This is a genomic window from Streptomyces sp. NPDC030296 (genome assembly GCF_055572815.1).
The window spans coordinates 409,753-435,617 of sequence record NZ_JBVICQ010000009.1 but is presented as its reverse complement, the minus strand read 5'-3'; the positions used below and the strand labels follow the sequence as shown (position 1 = coordinate 435,617).

At 71.4% G+C, this 25,865-nt stretch carries 20 protein-coding genes and 3 pseudogenes; 10 read left to right on the top strand and 13 right to left on the bottom strand.

Going from position 1 to position 25,865, the window contains the following annotated elements:
• Positions 1-50: 50 nt before the first annotated feature.
• Both ACZ4Z3_RS27190 and ACZ4Z3_RS27185 read left to right on the top strand, forming a co-directional pair.
• On the top strand, positions 51-1,268 hold the full coding sequence (locus tag ACZ4Z3_RS27190) for a CaiB/BaiF CoA transferase family protein (protein ID WP_468503462.1): 1,218 nt from the start codon (positions 51-53) through the stop codon (positions 1,266-1,268).
• Positions 1,258-2,268, top strand: coding sequence for an HpcH/HpaI aldolase/citrate lyase family protein (locus ACZ4Z3_RS27185; protein WP_468503461.1), 1,011 nt, complete (start codon positions 1,258-1,260; stop codon positions 2,266-2,268). Before ACZ4Z3_RS27190 ends, ACZ4Z3_RS27185 begins: the two co-directional genes overlap by 11 nt.
• Here ACZ4Z3_RS27185 and ACZ4Z3_RS27180 read toward each other — a convergent pair.
• Positions 2,256-2,792 (bottom strand): annotated as a pseudogene (locus tag ACZ4Z3_RS27180) (transposase); the annotation flags it as partial. The gene ACZ4Z3_RS27185 and the pseudogene ACZ4Z3_RS27180 sit on opposite strands and share 13 nt — an antisense overlap.
• 447 nt (positions 2,793-3,239) lie before the next feature.
• Between ACZ4Z3_RS27180 and ACZ4Z3_RS27175 the strand changes: the two are divergent.
• Complete coding sequence (locus ACZ4Z3_RS27175) at positions 3,240-4,727, top strand: FG-GAP and VCBS repeat-containing protein (RefSeq protein WP_468503460.1); 1,488 nt, start codon at positions 3,240-3,242, stop codon at positions 4,725-4,727.
• Positions 4,728-5,871: 1,144 nt separating this feature from the next.
• Positions 5,872-6,351, top strand: a pseudogene (locus ACZ4Z3_RS27170) (ISAzo13 family transposase); the annotation flags it as partial.
• Between the two features lie 41 nt (positions 6,352-6,392).
• Here the strand turns inward: ACZ4Z3_RS27170 and ACZ4Z3_RS27165 are convergent.
• The 11 genes from ACZ4Z3_RS27165 to ACZ4Z3_RS27115 form a co-directional block, all read right to left on the bottom strand.
• Positions 6,393-7,220, bottom strand: coding sequence for an alpha/beta fold hydrolase (locus tag ACZ4Z3_RS27165; RefSeq protein ID WP_468503459.1), 828 nt, complete (start codon positions 7,218-7,220; stop codon positions 6,393-6,395).
• Between the two features lie 364 nt (positions 7,221-7,584).
• Positions 7,585-8,184, bottom strand: a complete 600-nt coding sequence (locus tag ACZ4Z3_RS27160; RefSeq protein WP_468503458.1) for a GOLPH3/VPS74 family protein — start codon at positions 8,182-8,184, stop codon at positions 7,585-7,587.
• A gap of 53 nt (positions 8,185-8,237) precedes the next feature.
• Complete coding sequence (locus tag ACZ4Z3_RS27155) at positions 8,238-8,714, bottom strand: SRPBCC family protein (RefSeq protein WP_468503457.1); 477 nt, start codon at positions 8,712-8,714, stop codon at positions 8,238-8,240.
• Between the two features lie 184 nt (positions 8,715-8,898).
• A complete protein-coding gene (locus ACZ4Z3_RS27150) occupies positions 8,899-9,186 on the bottom strand; it encodes a protein kinase domain-containing protein (protein WP_468503456.1) in 288 nt (95 codons plus the stop codon).
• Positions 9,187-9,559: 373 nt separating this feature from the next.
• The gene (locus ACZ4Z3_RS27145) at positions 9,560-10,129 is read right to left on the bottom strand and encodes a hypothetical protein (protein ID WP_468503455.1); all 570 of its coding nucleotides are present in this window, start codon (positions 10,127-10,129) and stop codon (positions 9,560-9,562) included.
• Positions 10,126-10,305: a hypothetical protein gene (locus ACZ4Z3_RS27140; protein WP_468503454.1), complete on the bottom strand. Its 180-nt coding sequence runs from the start codon at positions 10,303-10,305 to the stop codon at positions 10,126-10,128. Before ACZ4Z3_RS27140 ends, ACZ4Z3_RS27145 begins: the two co-directional genes overlap by 4 nt.
• Positions 10,306-10,395: 90 nt before the next feature.
• The gene (locus ACZ4Z3_RS27135; RefSeq protein ID WP_468503453.1) at positions 10,396-10,521 is read right to left on the bottom strand and encodes a hypothetical protein; all 126 of its coding nucleotides are present in this window, start codon (positions 10,519-10,521) and stop codon (positions 10,396-10,398) included.
• An 8-nt stretch (positions 10,522-10,529) separates the two neighbouring features.
• On the bottom strand, positions 10,530-11,330 hold the full coding sequence (locus ACZ4Z3_RS27130) for a hypothetical protein (RefSeq protein WP_468503452.1): 801 nt from the start codon (positions 11,328-11,330) through the stop codon (positions 10,530-10,532).
• A gap of 49 nt (positions 11,331-11,379) precedes the next feature.
• Positions 11,380-11,817: a hypothetical protein gene (locus ACZ4Z3_RS27125; protein WP_468503451.1), complete on the bottom strand. Its 438-nt coding sequence runs from the start codon at positions 11,815-11,817 to the stop codon at positions 11,380-11,382.
• 197 nt (positions 11,818-12,014) lie between these two features.
• Complete coding sequence (locus tag ACZ4Z3_RS27120; RefSeq protein ID WP_468503450.1) at positions 12,015-12,371, bottom strand: hypothetical protein; 357 nt, start codon at positions 12,369-12,371, stop codon at positions 12,015-12,017.
• A 568-nt stretch (positions 12,372-12,939) separates the two neighbouring features.
• Positions 12,940-15,687, bottom strand: coding sequence for a tetratricopeptide repeat protein (locus ACZ4Z3_RS27115; RefSeq protein ID WP_468503449.1), 2,748 nt, complete (start codon positions 15,685-15,687; stop codon positions 12,940-12,942).
• A gap of 397 nt (positions 15,688-16,084) precedes the next feature.
• On the opposite strand from ACZ4Z3_RS27115, the pseudogene ACZ4Z3_RS27110 reads away from it, so the two are divergent.
• Positions 16,085-16,384, top strand: a pseudogene (locus ACZ4Z3_RS27110) (maleylpyruvate isomerase family mycothiol-dependent enzyme); the annotation flags it as partial.
• A 219-nt stretch (positions 16,385-16,603) separates the two neighbouring features.
• Here the strand turns inward: ACZ4Z3_RS27110 and ACZ4Z3_RS27105 are convergent.
• Complete coding sequence (locus ACZ4Z3_RS27105; RefSeq protein ID WP_468503448.1) at positions 16,604-16,996, bottom strand: VOC family protein; 393 nt, start codon at positions 16,994-16,996, stop codon at positions 16,604-16,606.
• Between the two features lie 938 nt (positions 16,997-17,934).
• Between ACZ4Z3_RS27105 and ACZ4Z3_RS27100 the strand changes: the two genes are divergently transcribed.
• The 5 genes from ACZ4Z3_RS27100 to ACZ4Z3_RS27080 all read left to right on the top strand — a co-directional run bounded on the left by ACZ4Z3_RS27100 (position 17,935) and on the right by ACZ4Z3_RS27080 (position 25,832).
• Complete coding sequence (locus ACZ4Z3_RS27100) at positions 17,935-21,726, top strand: CHAT domain-containing protein (RefSeq protein WP_468503447.1); 3,792 nt, start codon at positions 17,935-17,937, stop codon at positions 21,724-21,726.
• A gap of 173 nt (positions 21,727-21,899) precedes the next feature.
• A complete protein-coding gene (locus ACZ4Z3_RS27095; RefSeq protein ID WP_468503446.1) occupies positions 21,900-22,940 on the top strand; it encodes a hypothetical protein in 1,041 nt (346 codons plus the stop codon).
• A gap of 8 nt (positions 22,941-22,948) precedes the next feature.
• On the top strand, positions 22,949-23,959 hold the full coding sequence (locus ACZ4Z3_RS27090; RefSeq protein WP_468503445.1) for a hypothetical protein: 1,011 nt from the start codon (positions 22,949-22,951) through the stop codon (positions 23,957-23,959).
• Entirely contained in the window at positions 23,956-24,834 is an 879-nt protein-coding gene (locus ACZ4Z3_RS27085; protein WP_468503444.1) for a hypothetical protein, read from the top strand. The genes ACZ4Z3_RS27090 and ACZ4Z3_RS27085 overlap by 4 nt, the downstream gene beginning before the upstream one ends.
• A complete protein-coding gene (locus tag ACZ4Z3_RS27080; RefSeq protein WP_468503443.1) occupies positions 24,831-25,832 on the top strand; it encodes a DUF3419 family protein in 1,002 nt (333 codons plus the stop codon). The genes ACZ4Z3_RS27085 and ACZ4Z3_RS27080 overlap by 4 nt, the downstream gene beginning before the upstream one ends.
• Positions 25,833-25,865 lie beyond the last annotated feature (33 nt).

Below are 25,865 nucleotides of genomic sequence, written 5' to 3'. Positions count from 1 at the left end.
ACGACGCTGTCGGGGACCCACGCGGAACAGCAGGGCAAGGGAGCTCAGCGGTGTCGGACGACGAGCGGAACACCACCGGAAGCGGGCAGTTACACGGGCTGAAGGTGGTCGAGTTCGCCCATGTGGTGGCCGGTCCGCTGGCCGGCTCGATGCTCGCCGACCAAGGGGCCGACGTCGTACACGTAGAGCCCCCCGGCGCCGGCGACGCGGCCCGCGCCATGGGGCCCCAACGTGACGGTGTTCCGCTGTGGTTCAAGGTCGCCGGCCGCAACAAGCGCTCGGTCACCCTCGATCTGCACCACGAGGCCGGCCGGCTCGTCGCCCACCGGCTCGTCGCCTGGGCGGACGTCGTCATCGTCACCCTGCGCGCGGGACGCCTGCGCCGCTGGGGTCTCGACTGGGACTCCGTGCACCGGATCAACCCCCGGGCCGTGTTGCTGCAGATCTCCGGCTTCGGCGCCACCTCGTCACAGGCGGACGCCCCCGGCTTCGGCAAGGTGGGTGAGGCGCGCAGCGGTGTCGTCCACCTGACCGGCTTTCCCGACGGCCCGCCCGTGCACACCGGCTTCTCGCACGGCGACGCCGTGACCGGCCTGATGGGCGCCTACGCCGTCCTCGCCGCACTTCACCGCCGCGACCACGACCCCGGGTTCGACGGCGAGTGGATCGACCTCGCTCTCTTCGAGTCCCTGTTCCGTCTGGTCGAGTGGCAGGTGATCGTCCACGACCAGTTGGGACGCGTACCCGAGCGCTCCGGCAACCAGCTGGCGGTCGCCCCAGGGGCCGTGATCAACACCTACCGCTCCCGCGACGGCGAGTGGATCACGGTGACCTCCGCGACGCTGCGATCGGTCCGCAACATCGCCCGCCTGCTGGGCCTCCCCGAGGAGGAGTTCACCACGGCCCGGCAACAGTACGACCGACGCGAAGAGTTGGACGAGAACCTGCGGAACTGGGTGGCGGAGCGCGTCACCGGCGAGTGCCTGAAGGAGTTCGCTCGCGCCGAAGTCGTGGCCTCACGGGTGTTCGACGCCGCGGACATCGCCGCCGACCCCGTGTACGCCGAACGCGAGGACATCGTCACCGTCCAAGACCCCGATCTCGGTCCGGTACGTATGCAGGCGGTGATCCCGCACTTCCGGCAGCGCCCCGGGCGGGTCTGGCGGACGGGGCCCGCCCTCGGGCAGGACAACCACCTGGTCTACGGGCAGTGGCTCGGACTCAGCGCGGAAGAACTGGCCGACCTGAAGAAGAGCAATGTCATCTAGGGGGTCCTCGGAGAGCTCTGCCGAGCTGGACGAGGGAGTGGTAGAACGGCCCCCGCTGCGCTCCCTGCTCTTCGTCCCCGGCACCAGAACCGACTGGCTGCCCAAGGCCCGGGCGGCGGGCGCCGACGCGGCCATCCTCGACCTGGAGGACGCGGTGCCCGCCGCGGGCAGGCTCGCCGCCCGCTCACAGGTGGCCGACGCCGTCGCACAGGCCGGAGCCACGCCGGCCGAGCAGGCGGGACGGATGGCGCTGTTCGTCCGTGTCAACCCGCTGGACGACTGGGCGGGGGCCGAGGAACTACGCGCGGTCGTACGGCCCGGGCTCGCCGGTGTCGTCCTTCCCAAGGTCCGCTCCGCTCAGGACGTGAGGCTTGCCGACCGGCTGCTGGGCTGGTGCGAACAGGAACAGGGCCTGCCACGGGGAGGGGTCGCCCTGGTGCCGCTGCTGGAGACGGCGCGCGGTCTGCGCGAGGCCTACGACATCGCCCGAGCCGCCTCACGCATCGCCTACTTGGGCGCTCTCACAGCCCCCGGCGGCGATGTGGAGCGCGCCGTCGGCTACCGCTGGAGCCCTGAGGGAACCGAAACGGTGGACTTGCGCTCCCGTGTTCTGTTGGACGCCAGAGCAGCCGGAGTGCCGTGCCCGGTCGGCGGACTGTGGACGCGCATCGGCGACCTGCCGGGATTGCGTGCCTTCGCCGAACAGAACCGCTCCCTGGGCTACGAGGGCATGATGGCGATCCATCCCTCCCATGTCCCCGTGATCAATGAGGTGTTCTCCCCCGGCCCCGACGAACTCGCCCGCTGCGCAGAGCTGATCGCGGCGGTCGAGGCGGCACAGCGAGAAGGCACGGGCGCCGTTGTCTTCGAAGGTGAGATGGTTGACGAGGCCATGGCCCGTACGGCCCGCCTTGTTCTGGCACGGCACGGTGCGGAGGCTCGCGTGGCGCGTACGAGTACGGCGTCGAGGCCGCGGGCGCGCGACGTCTCCACGACCTGAAAGCCGCGGGTCTCCCGATTCCGGTTGACGACTTCGACGTCGTTCCGAGGGTGGCGCCGTGCCCGACGACGGCATTCTTGAAGCCGGTGTCCGCCCAGCTCTTGGAGATGGTCGGGTATCTTCGCGGCGTCCGTTCCCTGGCTGGTCACGGGCACGCTGGTGGAAGTCTTCACGCTCTGGGTGTCGATCACGGATGCGGTCGGCTCGGGCTTGCGCCCCTCTTTCACGCGCGCCAGTCCGGTCAGGTCATCGTTGAGCTGGGCGAAGATTCCCTCATCGCGTCAGGCGGCGTAGTAGGCGTAAACGGTGCCGTGGTTCGGGAAGTCGTGCGGGAGATGTTTCCAGGGGATTCCGGTGCGGTTCACGTAGAGGATCGCGTTGAAGACGTCCCGTAAATCGACCTTGGCCGGCTGTCCGGTTGGTCTGCGGTCGAGTCGGGCCTTTCTCCAGGCCGTCAACGTCGGCTCGTTCAGGGCCTGTCGGGCGTCGGACAGGTCGCTGGGGTACGGCTTGTGCTCGCTCACGGCGTAGCGTGATCACGGGCAAGGCGGAGGGCTCGGTTCCGCTGTTCATTGGGCGATTCCGCGGCAACTTCAAACCAGACGGACTTGCAGGTGCGGAAGCGAACGAGATGGATGGCCGAGCATCCGACCTGGGGAGCGCCATTCGTCGCCTATGGCATGAAGACCCTCAAAGTGGGGCAGGAGCGAGAGCCGCACACAGGGCTTGACCTGCATAAACGCCCTCTCAGAACCCGTTCATCGATCACCCCGAGCGGGTCGAGGCGATCTTGTGGACCGACGGTGACATGCGCTGAACTCCCCGCGATAACAAGGGAGTTCAGCGCCACGCCTGTCTCCTCGGTTACGAATCCATGACATTGGGACGTACAACTGGGAGCGCCCGGCTCGAGTCGTACCCACTGAACGCGGCCTTCCGCGTACAGACCGACCGACTCGAAAGGCTCACGTATGTCCCGAGCACACCGCCGAACCCGTACCGCGCTCACCGCACCTCTGGCAGCCGCGGTGCTGCTCGCCGGAGGATTCGGCGCCATGGCTCTCACCGGGGGCCCGGCGCTGGCGGCCACCGGGTCCGCGGACACGCAGGACGACTTCAACGGCGACGGATACGCCGACCTGGTCGTGTCGGCTCCGGACGCCACGATCTCCGGCAAGGCCAAAGCCGGCTACGTGGCCGTCACGTACGGCTCCGCCAATGGGGTCTCCGCCGCGAACAAGAAGCTCATCAGCCGCTCCACCAGCGGCGTTCCCGGCTCCGCCACCGCGAACCAGCGCTTCGGGACCAACTTCACCAAGGGCGACCTGGACGGCGACGGCTACAGCGACCTGGTGATCTCGGGCGGCAGCCCCGGCTCCGTCATCCTCTGGGGCTCCGCCTCCGGACTCACCGGCGGCACGGCCATACCCGGGTACGGGCAGTCCCCCACGACCGGCGACTTCGACGGCGACGGCAAGACGGACCTCGCCCTGTTCTCCTACCTGTCCGGCGCGGGCGACGACCCGGCGAGCGGCGACGCCACCGTGTGGAAGGGCCCGGTCACCCGTGCCGGACAGCCCACCGCCACCCTCCCGCTGCTGGACAAGGCCGACTGGTGGGGCTACGACGCAGGCGACGCGTCCTGCGCCACCAACGGCGGCTGCCAGGAGGACGGCGACTCGATCAGCGGACCCATCCGCTCCACCCGGACCGGCGACGTCAACGGTGACGGCAAGGACGACATCGTCGCCTGGAAGTACGCGGGCGACGGCCAGTGGGGCAACCGTCTGTTCCTCGGCGGCGGCAGCACGGGCTTCACCAGCGGCTGGGTCCCCGCGGACGGCACGGCGACCGGTACGGGCACCGGCATCGGGGACGTGAACAACGACGGGTTCGACGACGTCGTGGTGGGCAACTCCTGGAACGGCGGCAAGGTCCAGATCGCGTTCGGATCGGCCTCCGGCCTGTCCGAGGAGCGCGTACAGATATTCGACCAGGACCTGCCCGGCTTCCCCGGCGTGGAGGAGGAGGGCGACGGGATCGGCTCCACGGTCTCGGTGGCGGACGTCAACGGTGACGGCTTCGGCGACATCGCGCTCGGCATCCCGGGCGAGGACATCGGCGACATCACCGACGCCGGGTCCGTCGCCCTGGTCCCCGGAAGCGCCTCCGGTGTCACGGGCGCCGGTACGCAGACCTTCCACCAGGACACCGCCGGGGTACCCGGAGTCGCCGAGAACGACGACCAGTTCGGCGCGAGCAGCGCGCTGCTGGACGTCGACGGTGACGGCCACGCCGACCTCGCGGCCGGTTCCCTGGCCGAGAACAACTGGAACGGTGCGGTCTGGGTGCTGCGCGGCACGGCGACCGGGCTCACGGCCACGTCGTCCCTCGCGTTCGGCGCCGGCGACCTCTCGGCGCCCGCCACGGGCGCCCGCTTCGGCACGCTCCTGCGCTGAGCGAGCCGATCGGGCAACGGGGGTTCGGTGGGGCGGCCTGGTGCCGCCCCACCGTCATGTCCGGCCGGGGCGAGCCGGCTTCGGGCGAGGTGCGCGGGCCGCCTCACCGCCTCGGTCCAGGTGCGTCGGCGCGAACATCCGCAGCACCGCAGGCAGCGGACGTTGTACTCCCCATGGCGGGAACTGTGCTGCGGTTGAGCAGCCTGCTGCCGGTGTCGGCCGCTATGCGTCCGGCCGAGCGCTCACTGACCGCCTGGTGAGTCGGACCACTGACCACACGCACTTCCGCGAGAGCGGCGAAATCCCGTGACGGTACGGACCGCACGCGGATCCGGCCACGACCGCTCCCCGGTGTCCCCACCGGGCATAGCGGGGACGGGCGCCGCGGGGAGAACCGCGTGATTGCGTCCGAGCGCGACCTGAGCGCCGCTGTTGCGGTCCCTCGCCTGCGGAACAGGGTGCCCCCTGGCCTCCGGATGCAGACGCACGTGTCGGGCGACAGCCGCGAGATCCAGCAGCGTGGACCGCCGGGTATCCCACTGCGCAGCGTGTCGAGCAGCACTCCCATGAAAGGCCGTACGCGCGTCTACCCCAACGGCGCCAGGACAGGACGGGTCTCAGCCGCGGCCGCCAGCAGGAAGCTGCCCTCCACCGCAGCCTGGTCCGCAAACGGTGACTGGGCGCTCATCCTTCCCAGGGCCAGGCCACTGAAGCAGCAGTCCAGGAGTGGCGAAGTAGACGATCAGCGTGTCGGTGGCTTCGGCAGCCGCCGCTCTCATCGCGCCCACCACGGTGTGCGCGGCCACCGGATCCTCGACAACGGTCACATGCCGGGCGGGCAGCCGCACAGACAACGGGCCGCACAAGAGGCGCGCGAGAGCCTGCAGATTGTTCGAAACAGCCGGCAACGGCTCCAGATGCTCCTGGCGGCCGCCCACCAGGACCGCCCGCGAGGCCGCCGGATCCGCCGCACATTCACCGACCGCCGCTCTGATCAGCGTCGGCGGCATCCGGCGCCCGCACCACCCGCTCGATCTCCTCCTGCGAACAGTCCGTCAGAACGAGCTCGCCCGCCTTCTTCCGGCCTCCGCCAGGACGACTCCTTCGAGATTCACCTTGTCGAGCTGCCGGGCGAGGGCGCGGGTTGGTCGAGCCCGACGAGCGGGCGATCCGATGTCGCCGCTGCGGTGGACGACGAAGTCGACCCGGAAGCTGGCAGCGGAGTTGACCCGGCACGGCCACCGGGTCTCCGCCGACACCGTCGCCGCCCTGCTGCGGGAGGAAGGCTTCAGTCTACCGGCCAACGCCAAGACCATCGAAGGCGCTCAGCACCCGGACCGAGACGCCCAGTTCCGCTACCTCGACGAGCAGGCACGAGATCGCAGGGCCGCTGGTGAGCCGGTATTCAGCGTGGACACCAAGAAGAAGGAGCTGATCGGCGACTACAAGAATGCCGGGCAAGAGTGGCGGCCCGCCCAGCAACCCGTGAAGGTCAATACGCACGACTTCCCCGGCCAAGCCGAAGAGGCGATTCCGTACGGGATCTACGACGTGGCCGCGCCCAGGCTGGGTCACCATCGGCACCGATCACGACACGGCGGCGTTCGCTGTCGCCTCGATCCGCTGCCCTGCGGCTGTCCGAGGCGGCTGCTTGGCCTGGGCTTTCTACTTGTGGAGGAATTCCAGCAGGTCCCGGTTGAACTTCTCCTTGTCGCCCGGCACCATCGCGATGCCGTGGGAGCTGCCCTCGTACACCTTCAGCTCGGCGTTCGGGATGATCTGGGCGGACTTGCGGCCGGTGGCGTCGATGGGCACGACCTGGTCGTCGTCGCCGTGCACCACCAGGGTGGGAATGTCGAACTTCTTCAGGTCTTCGGTGAAGTCGGTGTAACCGAAGGCGTCCACGCATCGCACGCCCCCTTCGATGGTCTGCGCCATCGCCATGTACCAGAAGGCATCCTTGTTGCCCTGGGTGGCTTTGCTGCCGGGGCGGTTGGCCGAGAAGAAGCCCTCCGCAGTGTCCTTCCAAAACTGGGAGCGCTCGGTGAGGACGCCGTTCTTGAGTGCGTCGAACACCTCCTCCGGCACCCCCTCGGGATTTTTGTCAGATTTGATCATCACTGGCGGGATGGCGGACAGCAGCACCGCCGAACGCAACCGCCCCGTGCCGTGTCGGCCGACGTAGCGCGCGAGCTCGCCGCCACCCATGGAATGCGCGACCAGAGTGACATCCCGCAGGTCGAGGTCGGTGAGCAGGTCGTTGAGGTCGTCGGCGAAAGTGTCGAAGTCGTAACCGTCCCAGACGGGCGTGGAGTGTCCGTGGCCGCGGCGGTCGTGCGCGATTCCGCGGTATCCGGCGTCGACGACGGCCTTGAGCTGGTCCTGCCAGGCGTCGCCGTTGAGCGGCCACCCGTGGATGAACACCACGGGACGTCCCTGGCCCCAGTCTTTGTAGAAGATCTCGACACCGTCGCGGGTAGTGCAGATGGGCATGTGGCCTCCGTTGACGCAGCTCCGGCCGGGTATCTGGGCAGGCCGGGCGGAAGAGGGGTGCTCGGACATCCGCTTGCCAGCCGAACGCATGCCCGCACTAGGGGCAAGCGTCGACCGCCAGATGGCCTACGTGACGGAATGGCGCCGCCCCCCGATCGAGCCGACACTCGCCAAAGCACGACGATCCGTGCCTCAGGACGAGGCTCTGCCACGTACTGGATCGCGGAGCGGAAGGTGGACGGCTTCCGGACCGTCCTCTTGGCGCGTCGGTCCGTAGGTCTTGACTTCGCACCTTTGCAGGGGTCACGAACTCTCGACAGCGAAGGCTGACCGCCTTCTGAGTGTTCCTGGCACGGGGCTCGGCTCATGGCCCGCGCCAGATGTTGGCGAAGGCCGCGTTCTCGATGGTCCGCCTCTGGCGCACGGCCTCCAGCTCCCTCACCGCGTCGTGGACGGCGGCCACCACACGCGTCACCGCCTCGTCGTCGAGGCCGGTCCCGTCATCGGATCGTTCGTCGTCGATGCCCACGGCCGCGGCGAGGGCGGTCAGCACGGGTTCCCTGTGTTTCCAGCGGTCTGCTGCGCGGCGGCGGGCGGGCGTATCGACCGGCTGCAGGCTTTTCGAGCCGAAGGGCCACCGGCTGCGTCGCTGCGGAGTCAGCTCACCGCTCTCTTCCAGTGCGGCCTGGTACGTGGCCGAGAGGTCTCGGCCCCGACGCCACAGCCAGTCCTCGACCCGCTCGTAGGGCTGCTGCCGAGTGAGACCTGCCGCAGCTTCACCCAGAAACCCGTCGTCGAGCGGCGGCGGCCCACCTGGCACGATGTGGTCGCCGTCCAGGCCGACCGTCCCCGCACGGATGAGATCGATCAGCTCGGCTCCCGCGAGGGCGAGGGACAGGTCGCCCTGTCCCACGGCACGCTCCGGGTCGATGGCGATCATGAACAGGTCTTTCGCCGTGGTCATGCAGGGCTCCCCTCGGAGACTTCGACAAGGGTGCGTCTTCAGCGACCACACGACTACCTCGTGCGCAGAGGTTCCCTGAAGGATTTACGGAACACCGGCCCGGCGAAGGGGATGATCGTGGACATCACCTTCGACTTCAACGTGGTGGGGTGCCGCTCGAGTCTGACGTCGACGCTGGTGCCGTCGTCCGTGGGAGTCATCTGAAACCGCCAGCCCCCCGAGCCGAACGGCACCGAGTCACGAGTGGTGACGGTGACCCTGTTCGTCGAGGGGTCCCATTCGTAGCGTGCGCGCTCCCATGACTTGTCGTTCCCCTCGGTCACCTCCGCCCAGGTGTCACCCCGCTCGTGAACCTGGAAGTGCTCGGCATCGATGGACGACCACTCCTCGACACGGGACGGGCTGAAGTTCGTCAGCACGCCCATCACCTCGTCCGGGCTCAACGAGGAGTTCACGTGGAAGTGTAGGGATGGCATGATCGGCTCCCTGGTTCGCGATGACCCTTGCCTGTCGGCGTCGTCGGCGTTCATCTCTCGCGTACCTGGCTCACTTCGCCGCCGCCGGTCCGCGATGACCGGAATGGCCAACTTCCAGAATGCACCTCTGCCCAGCACTGTGCACCAGCAGGTTCCTGGCCCACTCCCGTGTGATCGTGTCCGGGGCCGGCATGATCTCGCGGAGTGAGGCAGGGGGGCATTGCCGCAGGCGGACTGATCACCGCGACCGGCCGCGGAGCCTGGTCCGGACCGTGGGAGTCGACATCGTCCTGGACGGCCACCGAGCCGGCCCCGCGCCGGCCGTCATACGACCTCGGCCCCGTCGACTCTGCCTCGACACGACGCGGCTGGCCAGGGTCTGGGTGGAGATGTAGCGGGCGATGCCGAAGTCGAGGATCTTCACACTGCCCGCCGGGGTGAGCATCAGGTTGGCGGGCTTGAGGTCGCGGTGCAGGATGCGGACGCTGTGCGCAGCGTGCAGCGCGTCGCGACCTGCGCGGTCCACGTCAGGACGTCCGCGACCGGCGGCAGGCCGTCTTGCAGCACAATGCCCAGGTTCCGGCCGGGAACGTTCTCCATCACCAGGTGGAGCGTGCCGTCGCCGTCCCGTCCGAGATCGTGGACGGTGACGATCCCTGGATGGCTTAACGCCCCCCGCCGTGCCGGCCTCGCGGAAGAACAGTTCCTCATCCTCGGCCGTCCCGATATGCGGCTGGAGCAGTTTGATCGCGAAGGGACGTTCCATCACGCTGTCGCGGGCCGCCCACACCTCCCCCATCCCGCCCCGGCCCAGCAACTGCTGCAGCATCACTTTCCCGGCGGATCGGACAGGATCCGCGTCGATCCGCGCGCCGTCGATCGGCCAGGCCGGGCACTCGTCAGAGGACGGCGGTGACGAGGCCCACCAGGAAGGCGGTCACGAGACTCAGCACCAGGACGGCGACGAGCCCGCCCAGCCCCGCGAACAGGTATCCCTCCGCGTTCTCGAGCCTGGCGTGCCGCGCGCAGGCGAACAGCCAGGCCGACAGCGTGAGGAACGGGACAAGCAGGAGCCCGGCGACGGTACCGAAATCCTGGACGGCGGAGCTCGACAGTTCGTACGCCCGTCCCCTCGCAGTCCGGACCTCCACGGCCGTACCGGACGGGTATTTCTCGGCGGCCGACTGCAGCAGGATCCCGCGGGCCGGCTCATCCGCTCCGCGCGAGGCGTACGAGCCCGTACAGTCCGTGCCGGACACGTTCCCGTCCACATCGTGGGAGTCATGGCACTCGGTGATCAACACGACACCGTCCACGGGCCCGAAGCCGAGCACCGCGGACAGCTGCGGTCCGGGCACCAGCCAGACCAGCCACCCGGCGAGGGCCAGGCTCACCACCCCTCCGCTCGCGGCCGCGCCCCGCGCCAGCCGCCGTACGGCACCCCGCATGGTCAACTCTCCTGAGCTCACGTCGTACCGTCCTCGTCCTGGCCGGGGCAGCGGAGGCCGCCTTGCCAGGGGCGGAAGCGTCCTTTACGGGGGGCCTCACCCGACCCGTCCGCCGCCACCTCGGTGACCTCGACGGCGGGAAGAGCCGGCACCACGGCAGAGCGGCGGACGATCAGCAGCCGCGCCCCGAAGCGCAAGGCTTTTGACCTACCGTCAACCTCTCGACCCTCATCACCGTGGCGTCAGGTGATGCGTCCAAAGGCTGGGCGACGGCGGCTGGATCAGCGTCAGTGGAGACCAGTGGCGCTGATGACCGGCTCCCGGCAGACGCCGTGCACCCGCAGGCTGCCGCACGGCTGGTAGCTGCGGCGGGCCGCCCCGACCAGGGCCGGGTCGGGGGTCGCTGCCGCCAACAGGTCTTTCACTCTCCCAGCCACCAGTCGTCGACGGCATCCGGATGCGGGGGCAGCGCGCCGTTGCCCTCCGGGGCTCCGAAGGCCGGATTGACGCCCAGGGCAACGTCCCCGCCGCCGCGCAGCACCACACGAGACGGTGCTCCGATGTATTCGTTCTCCACGCAATAGCGGGTCTCGGTATAGGCGCCCTCCATCGCGTTCTTGAGGGTGAGCAGGTCCAGTACCTCGGGCCCCCCTTGAACTCCCTTCACCAGCCCGCACACAAGGGTCTCGGTGAAGGGATCATCGCTGAACCCGAAACTCAACGGTCCGGCCAGCACGGACACCCTGGGGGCCGTCGTGGCCAACGCCGACGCGGCTACGTCCGGGTAGCCGCACTCAAGGACGACGACGAGGCGGGCCGCCTGACTGGCACTCATGATGTCGGCAACCGCTTCCAGGCTGACACCGGTGTCTTCCAGACGGTACGGGTCGGTGCCCCCGACGCCGAGGAACAGACGTTCCTCGTGGTAGAAGCCCTTCCCGGCGAACTGGAACAGCAGCACGTCTGATGCCGCTTCTGCGGCGTGCCGGACGGCACCGAGGACATCGGCTGGGCGCTCCGGGTCCAGGAGCAGCGTGGTGTTTTCCCGGCGGAACGCGCCACCACCGGACCCCTCACTGGTGAGCGCCTCCGTTGCCAAGCGGCGGGTCACGTCCGCCGCCTCAGAAGAGCCCAGGCCGAAGCTGGAACCGACAAGTACCGCGCGGGAACGCTCACGGGCGGGCAGGAGAGCAGGACGCAGCTGATCCGAAGGGGCTGTCATACGGGCTCCTCGCAGGTGCGGGTCGGCCTCGACCGACGCAGGAACGCGATCACGTAAGGGCGTCTTCCATGGCCGGGATGAGGAGTCGGAGCAGGTTCTGACCGATTTCGTCCTGCGCGAACTGCGGGTAGTCGCCGTCGCGGGAAGGGACCACGTCAAAGAGGAAGTGCCGGGCACCCACCGTGAAAGCGAACATCATGGGTTCGTCGTCAGCGGACCGGACTGCGAACGACTCTCCTTTTGCCATGCCTTGAGGGATCAACTGCACGCCCGGTGCCCCCAGGCGGTTCCGGTAGTCCTCTCGGCTGACTTCCTGGACGCTCGCATAGGAGGTCGGGTTGCCCCACGTGCACCCCCATGGGCGCTTGCCGTCGATGGGGTCGGGACGCGTGCCCACGAAGGCCTCGTACTTGCCATAGCGACCGAAGATCCCCCGTAGTTCTTCCGTGTCCATCAGCGAACACGCGCTCGCCTGCTGAGTGGACACGGCCTTCGACGAACCCTCCTGACTCGAAGGGCCGCCGGGTCCGGCCGTCGAGCAGCCCGCTACGGCGAGAGCTCCTACGAGGAGGGGCACAGTCCAACGATGCCTCCTCCGCCCTGACTCTGTAGGTGCTTCACGCATCCCAGTCCTCCAAAGAGAAGCGGCAGCTCTCCGTGTCGGCGCCCACGTCCTGCTGTCCGTCACCATGTCGCTCCGCCCGTTTCGCTTGCTTGATGCTCAAGGCGCCGCCCGCTCCAAGACGAGGCGCCACGGGGCGCCCGCGTCCCGAGGTCAGTGATCCGGTCGGCGAGTTCGGTCGCCTCCGACAGCACGTCGTGGACGGTGGTGCGGGGGCCGCCCGCTCCTTGGCCGACAGCGGGACGCAGAGGTGTCAGCTCCCAGGGCAACAGGCCCTGAGCGACCTGCCAGGTACGCGCGCCGGTGGCGAGGATTCTTCCGCACCACGCGACGTCGGCCGCGCCGGTCGCCGCGACCGGGTCGCGCCCTCGCAACCGCCCCAGCATGATGGCCCCTTCCAGGGCCTTGGCCACCGACATCTGCCTCCTCGCCTTCCGGGTCCGCGACCGCGTACTGCGCCCCGCTCGTGGCGAAGCCAAGGGCACCATGCACGAAGCCGCGCCGCTCCGAATCCGCCGATCGTCGGCGCCTCACCGTCCGACCAGGGACTCCCGGATTCCCGGACCGGGCCGGAGCGGGGATCTGCTGTCCGGCGTCCGACCTGGGCCGATCCGAGTGCCGCCGGCTTCGGCGGGAGACGGCGGCCCGGCCCTGCGGGGCCGTTCTCCCGCATCCAGGTGCTGCCGAGGCACCCTCACGTGCCCGTCGGCAGGGAGGCATCCGGCCGCACCAGGGCGATACCAGGAGGGCAGCGCATGAACCCGGGTCGACAGATGGAGTTCCAAGCATCGTGCGGGCACTTGACAGCGGCTCCGGCAGGCTGCTGTGCCAGGCGGGACGTCCGCTGTGCCCCGGAATCCGAGCTGGTCACGATCACACCGCGTGGCTCTGCCCCGTCCTCGTCGGCCTGTACGGGCCGATCGACGTGGCCGCTCCTTTCCGTCCGTCGCCGGCGGGCTGCCGAAGTCCGCCCGGTCGGGCGAGGTTCTAGGGAGCGGCGGTTGGTTCCTGGGACCAGTCGGCCAGCAGTCGCTCGGTCTCGCGGGTACGTGGGTGGTGGGTGCCCTGGACCCGGACCATGTCGGCGAGCACGGCGGTGAGTTGGGTTACGGCGGTGGTGTGGTCCCCACCGCTGTACAGCAGTTCGGCCCGCTGCTGGCGGATGCGCAGGGACCGCGGGTGGTCGGCGCCGAACACCCGCTCCACCGTCTGGTGAAGCCGCCCGAGTTCTTCCACTGCCGCGACGGTGTCTCCGGCGACACCGCGCCAGAAGGCCAGGTTGGTCTGGCAGGTCAGGGTGGTGGGGTGCTCTGTGCCAAGCCCGGCTTCCGCGTCGTCGGCCGCCGTGACGAGTTGCTCGACTGCCAGGTCGTGGTCTCCGGCGATCCCATGCCAGTAGGCGAGGTTGTGCCGGGCGATGAGGGTGTCGTGGTGCAGTCGGCCGAGAACACTGACCAGTCCGTCGACCGCCTTTTGGTAGGTGGCGACGGCCGTCCGCACGTCGCCCGTCTCCCCGATCCACCGGCTGAGGTCGGACAGGACTCGCAGCGTCGACGGGTGCCGTGGCCCCAGGCTGCGCTCCAGGTCCCGGGCGAGTGCGGTATAGGCGTCGCGGGCGCCGACAGCGTCCCCGGACAGGCCGCGGCACAGGGCGACATGCTCTTCGGCGGCCGTCACCAACGAATCGTGCGGGGCGAGCACCGCCCGAGCCTCGGCGGCCAGGGCGTCGAGGTCGGCCAGGGCGGCTACGATCAGCCCCGTCTCCATCCGCCAGCGGGCCTCGTGCAGCCGTATGGACAGCGTGTCCGGATCGGCCGGACCCAGACTGTCCTCGGCCTCGCGCCGGAGGTCCGCCAGCAGCCGTACAGCCTCCGTCGTGTTCCCCAAGTCGCCTTCGGCCTGGGCCACTTGCGCGCGCACCGTGAGCAGATCCCGATGGCCGGCGGGGAGTTGCCGCCGGGCCCGGTCGGCGAGCTGCGTCGCCATGGTCCGTGCCGCGTCGTGACGGCCCAGGCCGGCCAGGTGCGTCCCCAGCCTGCGGAGCAACGGGTGCATGCCGGCGTCGTACCAGAGGTGGTCGCCGGCGTGGGCCAGCAGTGCTTCGGCGCAGCGGTACAGCACGGCCGTCCTTTCGGGCGCGCAGTCCGGCGCGGACCACACCTCTTCCAGGGCATCGGCCGCCGCCCTCGCGATCGCCGCGCGGCGGTCCGGCCGTACGCCGTCGCGGACCACCCGCTGGACCAGCGAGTGCACCTCGACGACGGCAGTGCCGGACGGTTCCTGGTGGGTGACGAGACTCAACCGGTGCAGGGCACGCAAGGCGAGCAGGTTGCTGCGTGGCGGGAGGGCGCCCCGCTCAGTCAGTGCGCCCCGCTCGGGGGGTTCGCCTCGCTCGCAGCAGCGGTCACCGTCGAGCCATGCGCGGGCTGTTGAACTGAGCAGGACCCCCTCCGGAATGCCGTCGGGCGCCAGCATCGAGATCAATTCGAGCAGGGCACGAGCGGCTCCGGGCGGAGCCAGTGACTCCGCTCGCGCCAGGGCGAGTTGGAGGGTGCTGGTCACCGTACCGCCGTGCTCGTCGGCGGGGGACGACGACGGGAGCAGACCGGCGAGATTCTCCCGCTCGTCGGTCAGGAGGTTCAGGTACGAGGGCAGGTCCATGCCGGTGTCGATGAGGAACGCCGCCGCCTGGGAGAGGGCGAGCGGAAAGTGCCCGAGCACCGAGGTGAGGGCGACCAGGTCCTCCGGGCGGTGCGCCGGGAGTCCGGCCGGCCCGGCGGCAGTGTCCGGATCCAGCGACAGCCGGTCGGCCAGGTACCCGGTGGCCTCCTCAGCGGTGAACACACCGACGGGGATCACGCGGACGCCCGGACGAAGCAGTACGGCGTCCCGCCGACGGGTGGTGACCACGGCCCGGCCGGCGTCGCCCTCCGGCCACAGCCCGGCCACTTCGCCGAGGTCGTCGACGTCGTCGAGGACCACGAGCCAGGACGTCGCGGTCGACCGCAGCCAGGCGAGGAAAAGGTCGGCCTGCGTTTCGTCGTCGCTGCCGGGGTCGGTGCCGGGCGTGGCGCCCTCGCCGGTGACGCTCGCCCGCGAGAGCGCGCGCCAGGCGCGGGCATAACCGTCCAGCACGGAAGCACGGTTGTCGGCGGCCACCCAGAGCAGAAGCCCGCTTCGCCGCTTGGCACGGTGGAACGCCGCCGCGGCCAGCTGCGACTTGCCGACGCCGCCCGCACCGGTGAGCAAGATCCGCCGTACGGAATCGTCCGCCAGGCCATCGTCGATGCGCTCGACGAACTCTTGACGCCGGCGCAACGCGGCGGCATCGCTCGGCGGACGCCCGATGACGATCGGCGCCTGCACACCCTGCGGCCGTGCGGTGATGCGCTCCCGCAATCCGGTGGCGAGGCGGTCGCTGCGGTGCTCCCGCGCGGCGCGCCACAGGCCCTGCCAGCGCGCCACCGCTGTCCGGTCGGCCGCAACGCCACCGGTCGCCTGCTCGACGGCGCGCACCAGGGCCATTACGGCCTCGAACTGGCGGGGCACCGACCGTCCGCTGGTCCATTCGCCGAGCCGACGTGCGTCAACGGTGACCCGGCGTCCGGACGGCAGCACCACCGCGCTGGCCCGCCGGGCCAGCGCCTCGTCCGGCACGTCCGGCAGCCTGCGACGCAGTCGGGTCAGTTCCGCCGCGAAGACGAGCCGAGAATCACCGGTTCCGTGCTCGCCCACCTACAGCGCCCCTCTCAGCCGACTCCACGCGAAGACTCCGCCTCCGGGCAACCTCGCCTGTGACGCGGGCCGACCAAGCGCGACCGGGCGGGCAACGTCACTCGGGATGTCCCCACACCTGCGAACGTCCGCAAGCATGGTACGAGCCCGACGCCAGTACGCGCGGCGCCTGGACGAGTTCGTTTTCAGTTCAGTGTTCCCTTCCTGGGCTGCCCTCTGGATCGTGTGCAGCCCCCGCTGGTGATGACACAGGCGTAAGCGAACATGGCCAGGGCGATGTGCCCACGGCCATCGCGTATGGGCATCGCCGCGCTGCTCAACGCCTGCGAGACAAACAGACATGAGGAATTGCCGCCGAGCGGATCGACGTCCGTGAGATCGACGGTTGTGCAAAGGGTTCATGCGGGCCCTATCCCACACGCTCCGGCGCACGTCAGCACCAATCGGCGCGCAGGTCCAGGTGATCGCCGAGGGCCCCGCCGGCGGCACTTGGACGGCGACTGCTACTGCGGACCGATGGTCGTTGGCCGAAGCGCCGAGCGGCCGACCAACCGCAGCCGTGCTGCTGGACACTGAAACCGTCTGGCGATTGTCTACGCGGAACATCGATCCTGCCCATGCCCTGTCCCGTGCCCATGTGCAAGGAGATCGTCGGCTCGCCGAAGCCGCGTGCCAGATCGTTTCGATCATCTACTGACGAAGCTGGCCTCACCGGCTTCCCGCGAGCCTGACACCAACAGCGCCAGCGGATGGGCACCGACATCAGGCATGCAACTTCAGTAGTGCCGCATCAGGGAACGTTTGCCCTGTCCACGAGGGGGCGTAAGCATCGAACCCCTGCGCTCCGTCCAGAGTTTTGGCGATGCCTCCCCGGTGGGTACGCGTGCTCCTCCCACAGCGCGCGTGCCCACTGTCCTCATGTCTCCTGGAGTACGGAGAGAACGTTCCCCGCGGGGTCGGTGAACCACGCGATGGCGGCGGGGCCGCCGTCACCGGGCCGGACGATGCCTCTGTCGTCATGGTCGAACCCGGGATAGCGCTCAAGGCTCACGCCGCGCCGCTCCAGCTCGTCGACAGCGGCTTCGATGTCGTCCACGGGGAAGTTGAGGATCGTGAAGGTCGCGGGGGTGTGCGACTCCTTCGGATAGACGAAGACCCGTGCGCCTCCGCCGAGCGTGAGGATCAGCATCCGCATGTCCCCCTCCCCCCGCTCCTCCGTGCGGAGACCGAGAGTCTCACCGTAGAACCGGCGGGCCTCGCCGAGGTCGTCGACCGCGAAGCCGCTGAACGCCTGGGATTGTCCGAACATGCCCTGTCTCTCCTTCACGGGTGCTGTTCCGAGATCTCAGGGCACACCACACGGACCCCGGTCATCGGCGCGCCACGCTGACGACGCGAGGGTCCCAGCAGCCGGAGTTCACGCGCGCGGCGTACGGCGTCGTTGCGCCGGCTCACGGTCTGCTTCCGTCAGGCGTTCTCAGGTGGGTCTTGAGGGTTTTCACCGTCACGTAGCAGATCAGCGGCGACCTCCTCCGTCACCATCATCCGGGCGGCCCGTCGCAGCCCGTCGCGTTCCCGTCCGCTCAGCTGTTCGGTGATCGTCGCGGGCACGTCTGCGGCCGGTACGGCGGCGGGGCGGGCGGCGGCGTCGGGCTGTCGCCAGCCCCCCGGCCTTGTCGCTTCCAGTTCTCGTCGCCACCATGGCGAACTTCGGCGTCGCGGAGAAGCAGCCCCGCGGCCGAGTTCCTGACCACGATAAACGGCTACAAGAGCCGTGATCCGGAGCCGGGGGATCGTGGTCGACGCGGTCAGGATGACCGTCAAGGGCGGCATCGGCAAGCTGCGGGAGAAGGCGCGCGCGGCAGCTGGAAGTCGGGGCATGCCTGGCCCGCACTCGCCCGCCCGACATCCGCGCGACCGTCGGCTCCCAGGCCCGCATCAACATGCGGGGCAGTCGCTCTCTCCGGGCGCGCCGGCTTTCGGCGACCTCGCTCCAGGACCGGGCGCGCCTCCGCCACCCCTGGCGCAGGCTATCGGCATCAACGGCGACTACATCCCTCTACGCCACGGGCTTGGTCGCTGTCTCATCACACACGTCGGCAACACCCCAGCGGGAATGGTGTACTCGGCGCCTCCCATCCGCTGGATCGAAGCTCACCGGCACCCCAGCTGTAGCCCCTGGGCCTCCACCCGGGTAGCAGGGCAACCACACACTCTGCCGGGCCGTACAGCCCTACGCTTCGCTCCATGGAGGCGTACGACTATCTCGCCCTGCTGCGCGCCGGGCGGGCCGACCCGGTGGATCCCCCTCTGATGCGCCGGGCCTTGGAACTGCTGGCGAGGGCGGATCCGGGTGGAGACGGGCCGCGGGCGAGCCGCAAGGCGTTGCTCGCCGAACTCGCCCGCATCGCGCTGAACGGCCATCACGGCACCGGGGACGCTGCTCTGCTGGACTTGGCGGTCGACGCCGGGCGGGCTGCCGCGAACGCCCTCCCGGACAAGGGCGACGCTCATGCCACGGCGTGCACGAATCTGGGCCTGGCGCTGCTGGCCGTCGTGGATCTCGGAGGTGCCGCCCCGGACGGCCGACTGCTCGACGAGGTGGAGCGGTGGCTGCGCGCGGGCTGTGACGCGCTGTCCACCAACGATCCCGACCGCTGTGTCACACTCCTCGACCTCGCCGTCGCCGTCGCGCGGCGCGACCCGGCCGCCGGAGTCGCCGTATGCCAGGAGGCATTGGCGTGCGCGCCGGCGGGCAGCCCGCACTTGAGCACGATCCGCTCGACGCTGGCCACGCTGCAGCAGCGCGCGGGCGCCCCTGACACCGAGCGGATCGTGGCGGAGTGCCGGGCCGCGCTGACCGGTCTCGCCCCCGGAGACGACGACCGTCCACTGACGCAGTGGCGGCTGGCGGCGGCTCTGCACTCGCGTGCCGCCGCGCGGGCCGCGGCGCCTCGGCAGTCCGGGCGGGATCTCACCGAGGCCGCCGAGTTGCTCCGTGACTCGCTGCGGGCGCTGGGCGGGGTCGAGGGGATCCGTCCCCATGCGGCGTCGATCGCGTCGGACCTGGGCGCGGTTCTGGTGGACCTGCATCTGGCAGGCGGTGGCGACGACGCGCTCGACGAGGCGTTACGGCAACTGCAGGGGGCGGTGCGGCACGGACCTGACGGCGTGGTGCGGTTCGCGACGGCCGCCAACCTCGCCGCGTGCCTGCGTGAACGTCACCGCCGCCGGTCCCGCCCGCAGGACCTCACGGCCGCGGAACGGTGGGCGAGGAGGGCCGTCGCCCTCGCACCGCAGGGCACCGGCGATGCCGCCACCGCGCTGTACAACCTGGCCGGGGTGCTGCTCACCGCCCACACGGCGACGAACTCCCCCGAGGCACTGGAGGAGTCCGTCCGACGGTTGCGAGAGGCCCATGCGGCGGCACGCGAGGACGACATGCGGGCACGGGCGCGGGCCGGGCTCGCGGAGGCACTGCGGCGCCGGTATCTGCGGGACGGCGCGCGGCGTGACCTGGTGGGAGCGGTGCTGGCCGCGCGTCATGCCGTGCGTCTGGCCGGGGACCGGCCCGACCGGGTCCGCCACGTCGGCCGGCTCTCCTCCGTGCTGCGTCTGCGGTACGAGGCGTACCGCGACGTCCGGGACCTCGACGAGGCGGTCCGGCTGGCGCGGCTCGCCCTCGACGCGTCGGCGCCCGGTGGCCGGCAGGAGGCCCGTCATGCCTCCCTGCTCGGGCTGGCGCTGCTGCGGTCTTTCGACCGCACGGGCGACGAGGAGGAGCTTGACGAGGCGGTATGTCACGCGCGCAGGGCCGCCGTGCTGACGCCGGAGGGGAGCACGTCGCGGCCGGCTCGGCTGCACAACCTCGCCAACGCGCTCCGGGTGCGTTTCGAGGCGCAGCGCGAGGTCGGTGATCTCGACGAGGCCATCGGGCTGGTGCGGGCGGTCCTCGACGACACGCCGGAGCGGGCCGCCGCGCTGGCGGCCCGCTACGCCAATCTCGGGGCGCTGCTCATCCGCCGCTTCGAGGCCTGCGGCGCCCCCCGGGACATCGACGAGGCCATCGCGGCGCACCGCGGCGCGGTCGAGGCAGCCGCCGCGGACCGTCCCGCGCTGCCCGGTCATCTCACGAGCCTCGGCCTGGCCTATTTCCGGCGCCACGAGTCCGACGACAACGGTGCGGACCTGGAGGCCGCGATCCTGGTGGGCCAGGCGTGTCTGAGCGCGGCCGGAGAGGACGCGGCCGACCTGCCTGGCTTCCGCTCGAACCTGGTCGCCCCGCTGCTGGCCCGTCACGAGCGTGACGGGGACCCCGGGGACCTGGCCGAAGCGTTGGACCTGGCCCGGGCGGCGGTGCGCGACACGGCGCCTGGGCGCCCCGAGCGGGCCGGGCACCAGCTGAATCTCGCCCGCGCCCTGGACCGGGCCGCCCAGGACGATCCGGGTGGTCCGGCCTCCGCGGAGGCGGCGGGGGCGTATGCGGCCTGCGCCGCCGACGAGAGCGCCACACCGCTGTGGCGGGCCGCCGCCGCCCAGGCCCAGGGGGCCTGCGAGGTGCGGCGCGGTGACTGGGCGGCAGCGGACGCCGCGTATCGCACGGCAATCGGGCTGTTGCCTCGGGTGGCGCATCGTGCGCTGGCCCGGATCAGCACGCAGGCGCAGCTACGGCGGCTCACCGGGCTCGGCTCGGATGCCGCGGCAGTCGCCGTCGCCCTCGGCGACCCGGAGGGCGCCCTCCATCTGCTGGAGCGCGGCCGTGCCGTCCTGCTGGGGCAAGGCCTCGACTACCGGGCCCGGACCACCGTCGACCCTGCCACCGCACGCGCCCTGGAACGGGTGCGGCGGGTGCTGAGCACCGATGTGCCGCCCCTGGCCGATCCGGACGGTGCGGATGCGGGCCCGCTGCACCCGCACGACCCGCGTGCCGCGCGTAGGGAGGCGGCCCGGACCTGGGCGCGGCTGGCCGGGATGACCGACGAATCCGCTCCAGCGCCCCACGGGCCGGCGCCGGACGGCGTCCTCGTCGCTGTGAACGTCTCGCGGCACCGGTGCGACGCGCTGCTCGTCGGTGCGGACGGCTCGGTCGTCGCCGTGCCGCTGACCGCCCTCACCCACGACGACGCGGTCGCCTGGGCGACTGACATGCTGGACGCGGTGCGGGCTGACGACTGGTCAACCGCCCGCCGGCTCCGCGAGGTGTGCGCGGCCCTATGGACCGCGGTCACCGAGCCCGTGCTGGAGGCGCTCGGCATCACGGGTCCGCCCGCCCCTGACGCGCCCTGGCCCCGGGTCACCTGGATGCCCACCGGTCCACTCTCGCTGCTCCCCCTGCACGCTGCCGGGCGGCGGGAGGCCGGTGCCGCCGTACTGGACCGGGTGGTCTCGTCCTACACACCGTCGCGGCGGCTCGTCCGACACTCCGTCGCCCGGACGGTCGTACCGAATCCCCCGGTGCTGGCGGTCGGCGTCACCGAGACGCCCGGCGAGCAGCCGTTGCCTCATGCCGTGCCCGAGGCGCGAGAGGTACACGCCCTGCTGACAGCGGCCCGGCACCCGGCGGCAGCCCCGCTGCTGGACGGGGACGCCTCGCGAGCGGCGGTGCTCGAGGCCCTGCAATGTGCCGGGTGGGTGCACTTCGCCGGTCACAGTGTCACCGACCCCGCCGACCCGTCCGCGAGCGCGCTGCTGCTGCACGACGGTCCGCTCTCCGTACGCGATCTGTCCGGCCACGACCTGCCCGCCGCGTATCTCGCCTGTCTCTCCTCATGCCGCAGCGCGTACGGCGGTGCCGGGCTGCCGGACGAGTCGCTGTCCATCGCCGCCGCGCTCCAGGTCGCGGGCTTCCGGCATGTCATCGGCACGCTCTGGCCCGTGGGCGACGACTGGTCGCGCAAGGTGGCGGCCGTCCTCTATCCGCTGCTCACCGCGCCCGGTGTCACCCCGGCGCAGGCCCTGCACCGGAGCCAGCGGGAATTGCGGGAGCGCTATCCGGCCAATCCGCTTCTATGGGCGGCCCATCTGCACCTGGGCGCGTAGGGCCGGGGGGCGGGCGTCCGAGAGCGTCCGAGAGCGTCCGGAGGGAATCGTCGCACTTCCCGTCCGAGGGCGTGGCCCGCTGTCCTGGACCGGTCCGGGTCCCGGACCTCCCGTGCCTCGGCGGCCGGGAGGGCGGGGCCGTGCCGAGCACACACCCCGGAGAAGGTGCTGCCGTGCGCCACCCGTTTCCCGTACACGTTCCCGAACTCCGCAACCGGCCCGCCGGGGACGGGGCCCGGCGCCCGCCGGGCGCCGTGCGGGCCACAGTCCGTGCGCTCTACGCCGCTCCCTCGGTGCTGCGTGCGGCATGGCGCGACGCGGCACTCTGCTGCGCGGCCTTCGACGAGGCCGTGCTGCCGCTGGTGGTGGCAGAGATGGCGGAGGGGCCGGATCGGGAACGGCTGGTGGCGGCGCTGCGAGCCTGGAGCGCCAAGGGCGGGCACATGGTGGCGGCCTGCTGTCGGGCCGCGGGCCGGCGGTTCACCGAGGAGCACGCGGCCGTCTCCGCGCTGGGCTGCGCGTTCGCGCGGCTCTACGACGACCTGCTCGACGAACCCGGCCGGACAGGCTTCGCCGAGCGCGCGGGACGTCTGTTCGCCGGCCTGCCCTGGGCGCCGCACGATCCGCTGGAGGCGCTCGCGGGTGTGTTGTTCTCGACCCTCGAACAGCGTCTGGGCCGCCCGCCCGAGGATGTCCTGTACTCGGCTCTCGCCGCGGTCCACCGCTACCAGTGCCGTTCCGCCCGGCAGGCCGCACCCGACGTCACCCTCGCCGAGTTGGAGGAGATCACCTACGGCAAGGGGGGCGCCACACTGGTGGTGCTGTTCGCGCTGGCCCGGCCGGGCATGGACGCGGCCGAGGCGGCCGCCGTCGGCGAACTGGGTGCGGCGCTGCAACTGTGCGACGACCACCACGACCGGGCCCGGGACGCGGCGCTCGGCATCGCGACCCTGCCCGGCACCGGTGCCTGCGACCGGACGGAGCTGGTGGCGCGGCTCGCCGCCGCCGAGGCCGGGCTGGCCAACCTCTACGGCAGCCGACCCGCCCGCCGACTGCTGGACGAGGCCCATGTCTTCCTCTTGCTGAGCGGGCTCGGCCGGGCGGCCGCCGGCCTGCTCCGCACGGACCCGGCCACCGCACCGGCCCGTCCACTGGCCGCGCTGCTCCGACGCGGGCCGGCTGCGGTGATCACGGCCCCCGGGGGGAACCGGTGAAAACGGCCGTGGACGAACTGATCGATGCCTTCCACAGCGGCGGGCTGAGGGCAGCGGCGGACGCCTATCAAAGGGCGACCCGGCGCGGACCGCTCTCGCGGACCGGTATGCGGATCGTCGAGAGCGTGCTGCCGGTGACCGAACTGTGCACCGCGCTGCTGCGCTACGACGCCGCGATCGGCACCTGGGGAGTGGGCCCGGGTTCGCGGGCGATGCTGGAGGAGTGGGATCTACGGCCCCGCTGCGAACTCCATCCGCAAACCTGGCGGGTGCTGGGCCACGAGCCGTTCCTCGCCTTCGGCAACCATGCCTGCGGTCTTGAACCCGCCCTGTTCAACGCCCTGCTGACGCGGACGGACATCCACTACCTGGCCGGTGACTTCGTCACCCGAGTCGGTCCGAACCTGGCCCGGCTGGTGCTGCCGCTGGCCCGCCCGCACACGCCCGGCCCCGCTCCGGCCGGGCCCCGCGCCCGCGCTCTGGACGCCGTGGAGCGGGCGCTGTGGCCGGCCCGGGACGACTTCGCCGCCCGCCGCGCCAACGCCGCCCAGCTGACGCGGGCGGCCCGGCTGATCGGCACGGACGGCGCGGGGGTGCATGTGTTCCCCAGCGGCTCCCTGCACCCCGGGGCGCCCTGGCAGCCAGGGATCGGGCATCTGGTCCGGTCACTGGCCCGGGCCCGGCGTGCGCACCCGTCCGGGCGGTCGGTGCACCTGGTGCCGATGGTGTACGGGGTGCGCGACGCGCATCTGCTGGCAGCCCGGGTGCTCGGAGCCCGCCCGGGGCTGCGCGCGGTGGCCCGGCTGCGGCTGGCCGTCTCGGACCCGGGACCCTACGTCTACGCCGACGCGCCGGTGCCGCTCGACGAGTTCCTGCCGCCGGGCGATCCGCTGCCGCCGCCGGCCGTCCTCGCCGCACGGATTCGGGAGTTGTGGGCGAGCGCCCGGGCCGGTGCGGACCGGGCGATCCCCGGCTGGCGGTCGGCGGGCTCCGTACTGGGGCCCGGGAGGCGGCCATGACCGCGACCGACTCCGGGGACGGCCGGGCGCTGTGCCTCACCGTGGTGATCCGGGCGCACGGGACACGGGCGGTCCCGGTGCTGCTGCCGTACCGGCAGCCCGGTTCGACCGCCTACCTGGGACGGCTCGGCGACGGGCTGGTGGCCAAGTTCCTGAAGGTCGACGACCTGCGCCGGGCGCTGCGCGCCGGGACCGCGGGCGGCCGACCGGACGAGCCGCTGTGGGCGGAGCCGCTGCGCCGCCTCCCACTGCGCGACAACCCGTTCCGCCCGGACCGCTCCCGGACCGCGCGGTTGCGGTCCCGGCACGACCGGGCGCTCGCTCTGATCGGCGCGCTCACCCCGGACGCCGCGGACGCCGTGCTGCGCCGGACCGCCCCCCGGCTACCGGTGGCCCGCCGGCACCGGCTGGTGGACCGGGCGTTCGGCACCCGTGCCACGGTGAGCTTCGCTCCGGAGCCGTCCGTCCTCACCACAGCGGACTTCCCCGAGCTGGGCGTCGGCGACGTGCCCACCCTGCTCCAGGAGGACGCGGGCCGGCGAACCGCCCGCCTGGTGCCGGCCGAACCGGGCGCGGCGGGGGCCCGCCTCGCCGTACTGCTGGGGCTGGCCCAGGTCGTCGCCGAGGACGACGGGATCGGCCTTGACGTCGTGCCGCGTCCCACTCGGCACGGACTGCTGCTGCCCAATGTGCTGCTGCGCCCCAGCGGGCCGGCGTACGTCGACTTCTTCGGCCTCGGCGACCCGGCCGGGGGACTCGTCGAACGCGCGGGGCACCGTGTCCTGTACGGCGGTACGCGCCCCCTGGCGGCCTTCGCCGCCCACACCGCGGCCGCCGCCGCGGGCCGACTCACCCACTCCGGGGATCCGCTATGACACCGCACACGACTCCTTCCGCAGTCCCTGCGCCCGACCGGCTCGTCGTCTCACGGCGGTTATACCGCCGGGCCAACCGCCTGTTCGGGCCCATCGCCTTCTCCGCCACCCTGGAAGACCCCCGGACCGTCCTGGAGGCGCTGCGGGTCGAACCCGGCCAGCACGTCCTGTGCCTCGCGTCGGCCGGGGACATCGCGATCTCCCTGCTCACCGCGGCCCCGGGCCGGGTCACCGCGGTGGACCTCTCCCTTCCTCAGCTGCACCTCACCGAGTTGAAGCGGACGGCCGTCGCCCTCCTGCCCCACGACCGCTATCTCGCCCTGCTCGGCGCGTCCCCCGGCTCGCGCGGCCGGGGCGGTACCCCGGCGACCGCCGCCTACCGGGTGCTCCGGCCTGGACTGCCGGACCCCGTACGGCAGTTCTGGGACGAGCGACTGGACATGATCGACGCCGGTCTCCTCTGGCAGGGAGCCGTCAGCCGGCTCGCGGCGCTCGCGGGTCCCCTGTGGCTGCCCTTCGCCCGAACTGCCCCGCAGCGCACCGCACTGCTGCTGCGCCGGGTGGCCGACGGGGCACACCGGCCCATGTGCTGTCCGGGCCCCGTCGCCTACGGCGGGCTGGCGAACCGGGCCGACCGTCTGGTGCTGCGGCACGGCGACGTCCGGCAGATGTTGCGCGACGAACCACCGGGCGGCATCGACCGTTTCGCGTTGTCCAACGTGGCCGACTGGCTCACGCCCGCCGGATGGCACACCCTGCTGTCCGAGGTGGCCCGGACGGCGGCGCCGGGCGCTCGGGTGCTGGCCTGCTCGCGCCGCCGCAGACTGGAGGTGCCGGCCGGCCTCACCGAGCGCTTCAGCCCGGACCGCCGGCTGGAGCGCGTGCTGCTCGGCGCCGACCGAGTGCGCTACTTCCGCAGTCTCACCGTCCTGACGGTCCGGGACCGGCATCCGGGCGGTACCGACGGCCCGTCGCCGACCCGAGGCGCGAGCTCATGACGAAGCGACACGCTCCCCGCCTTCTCCGGCCGA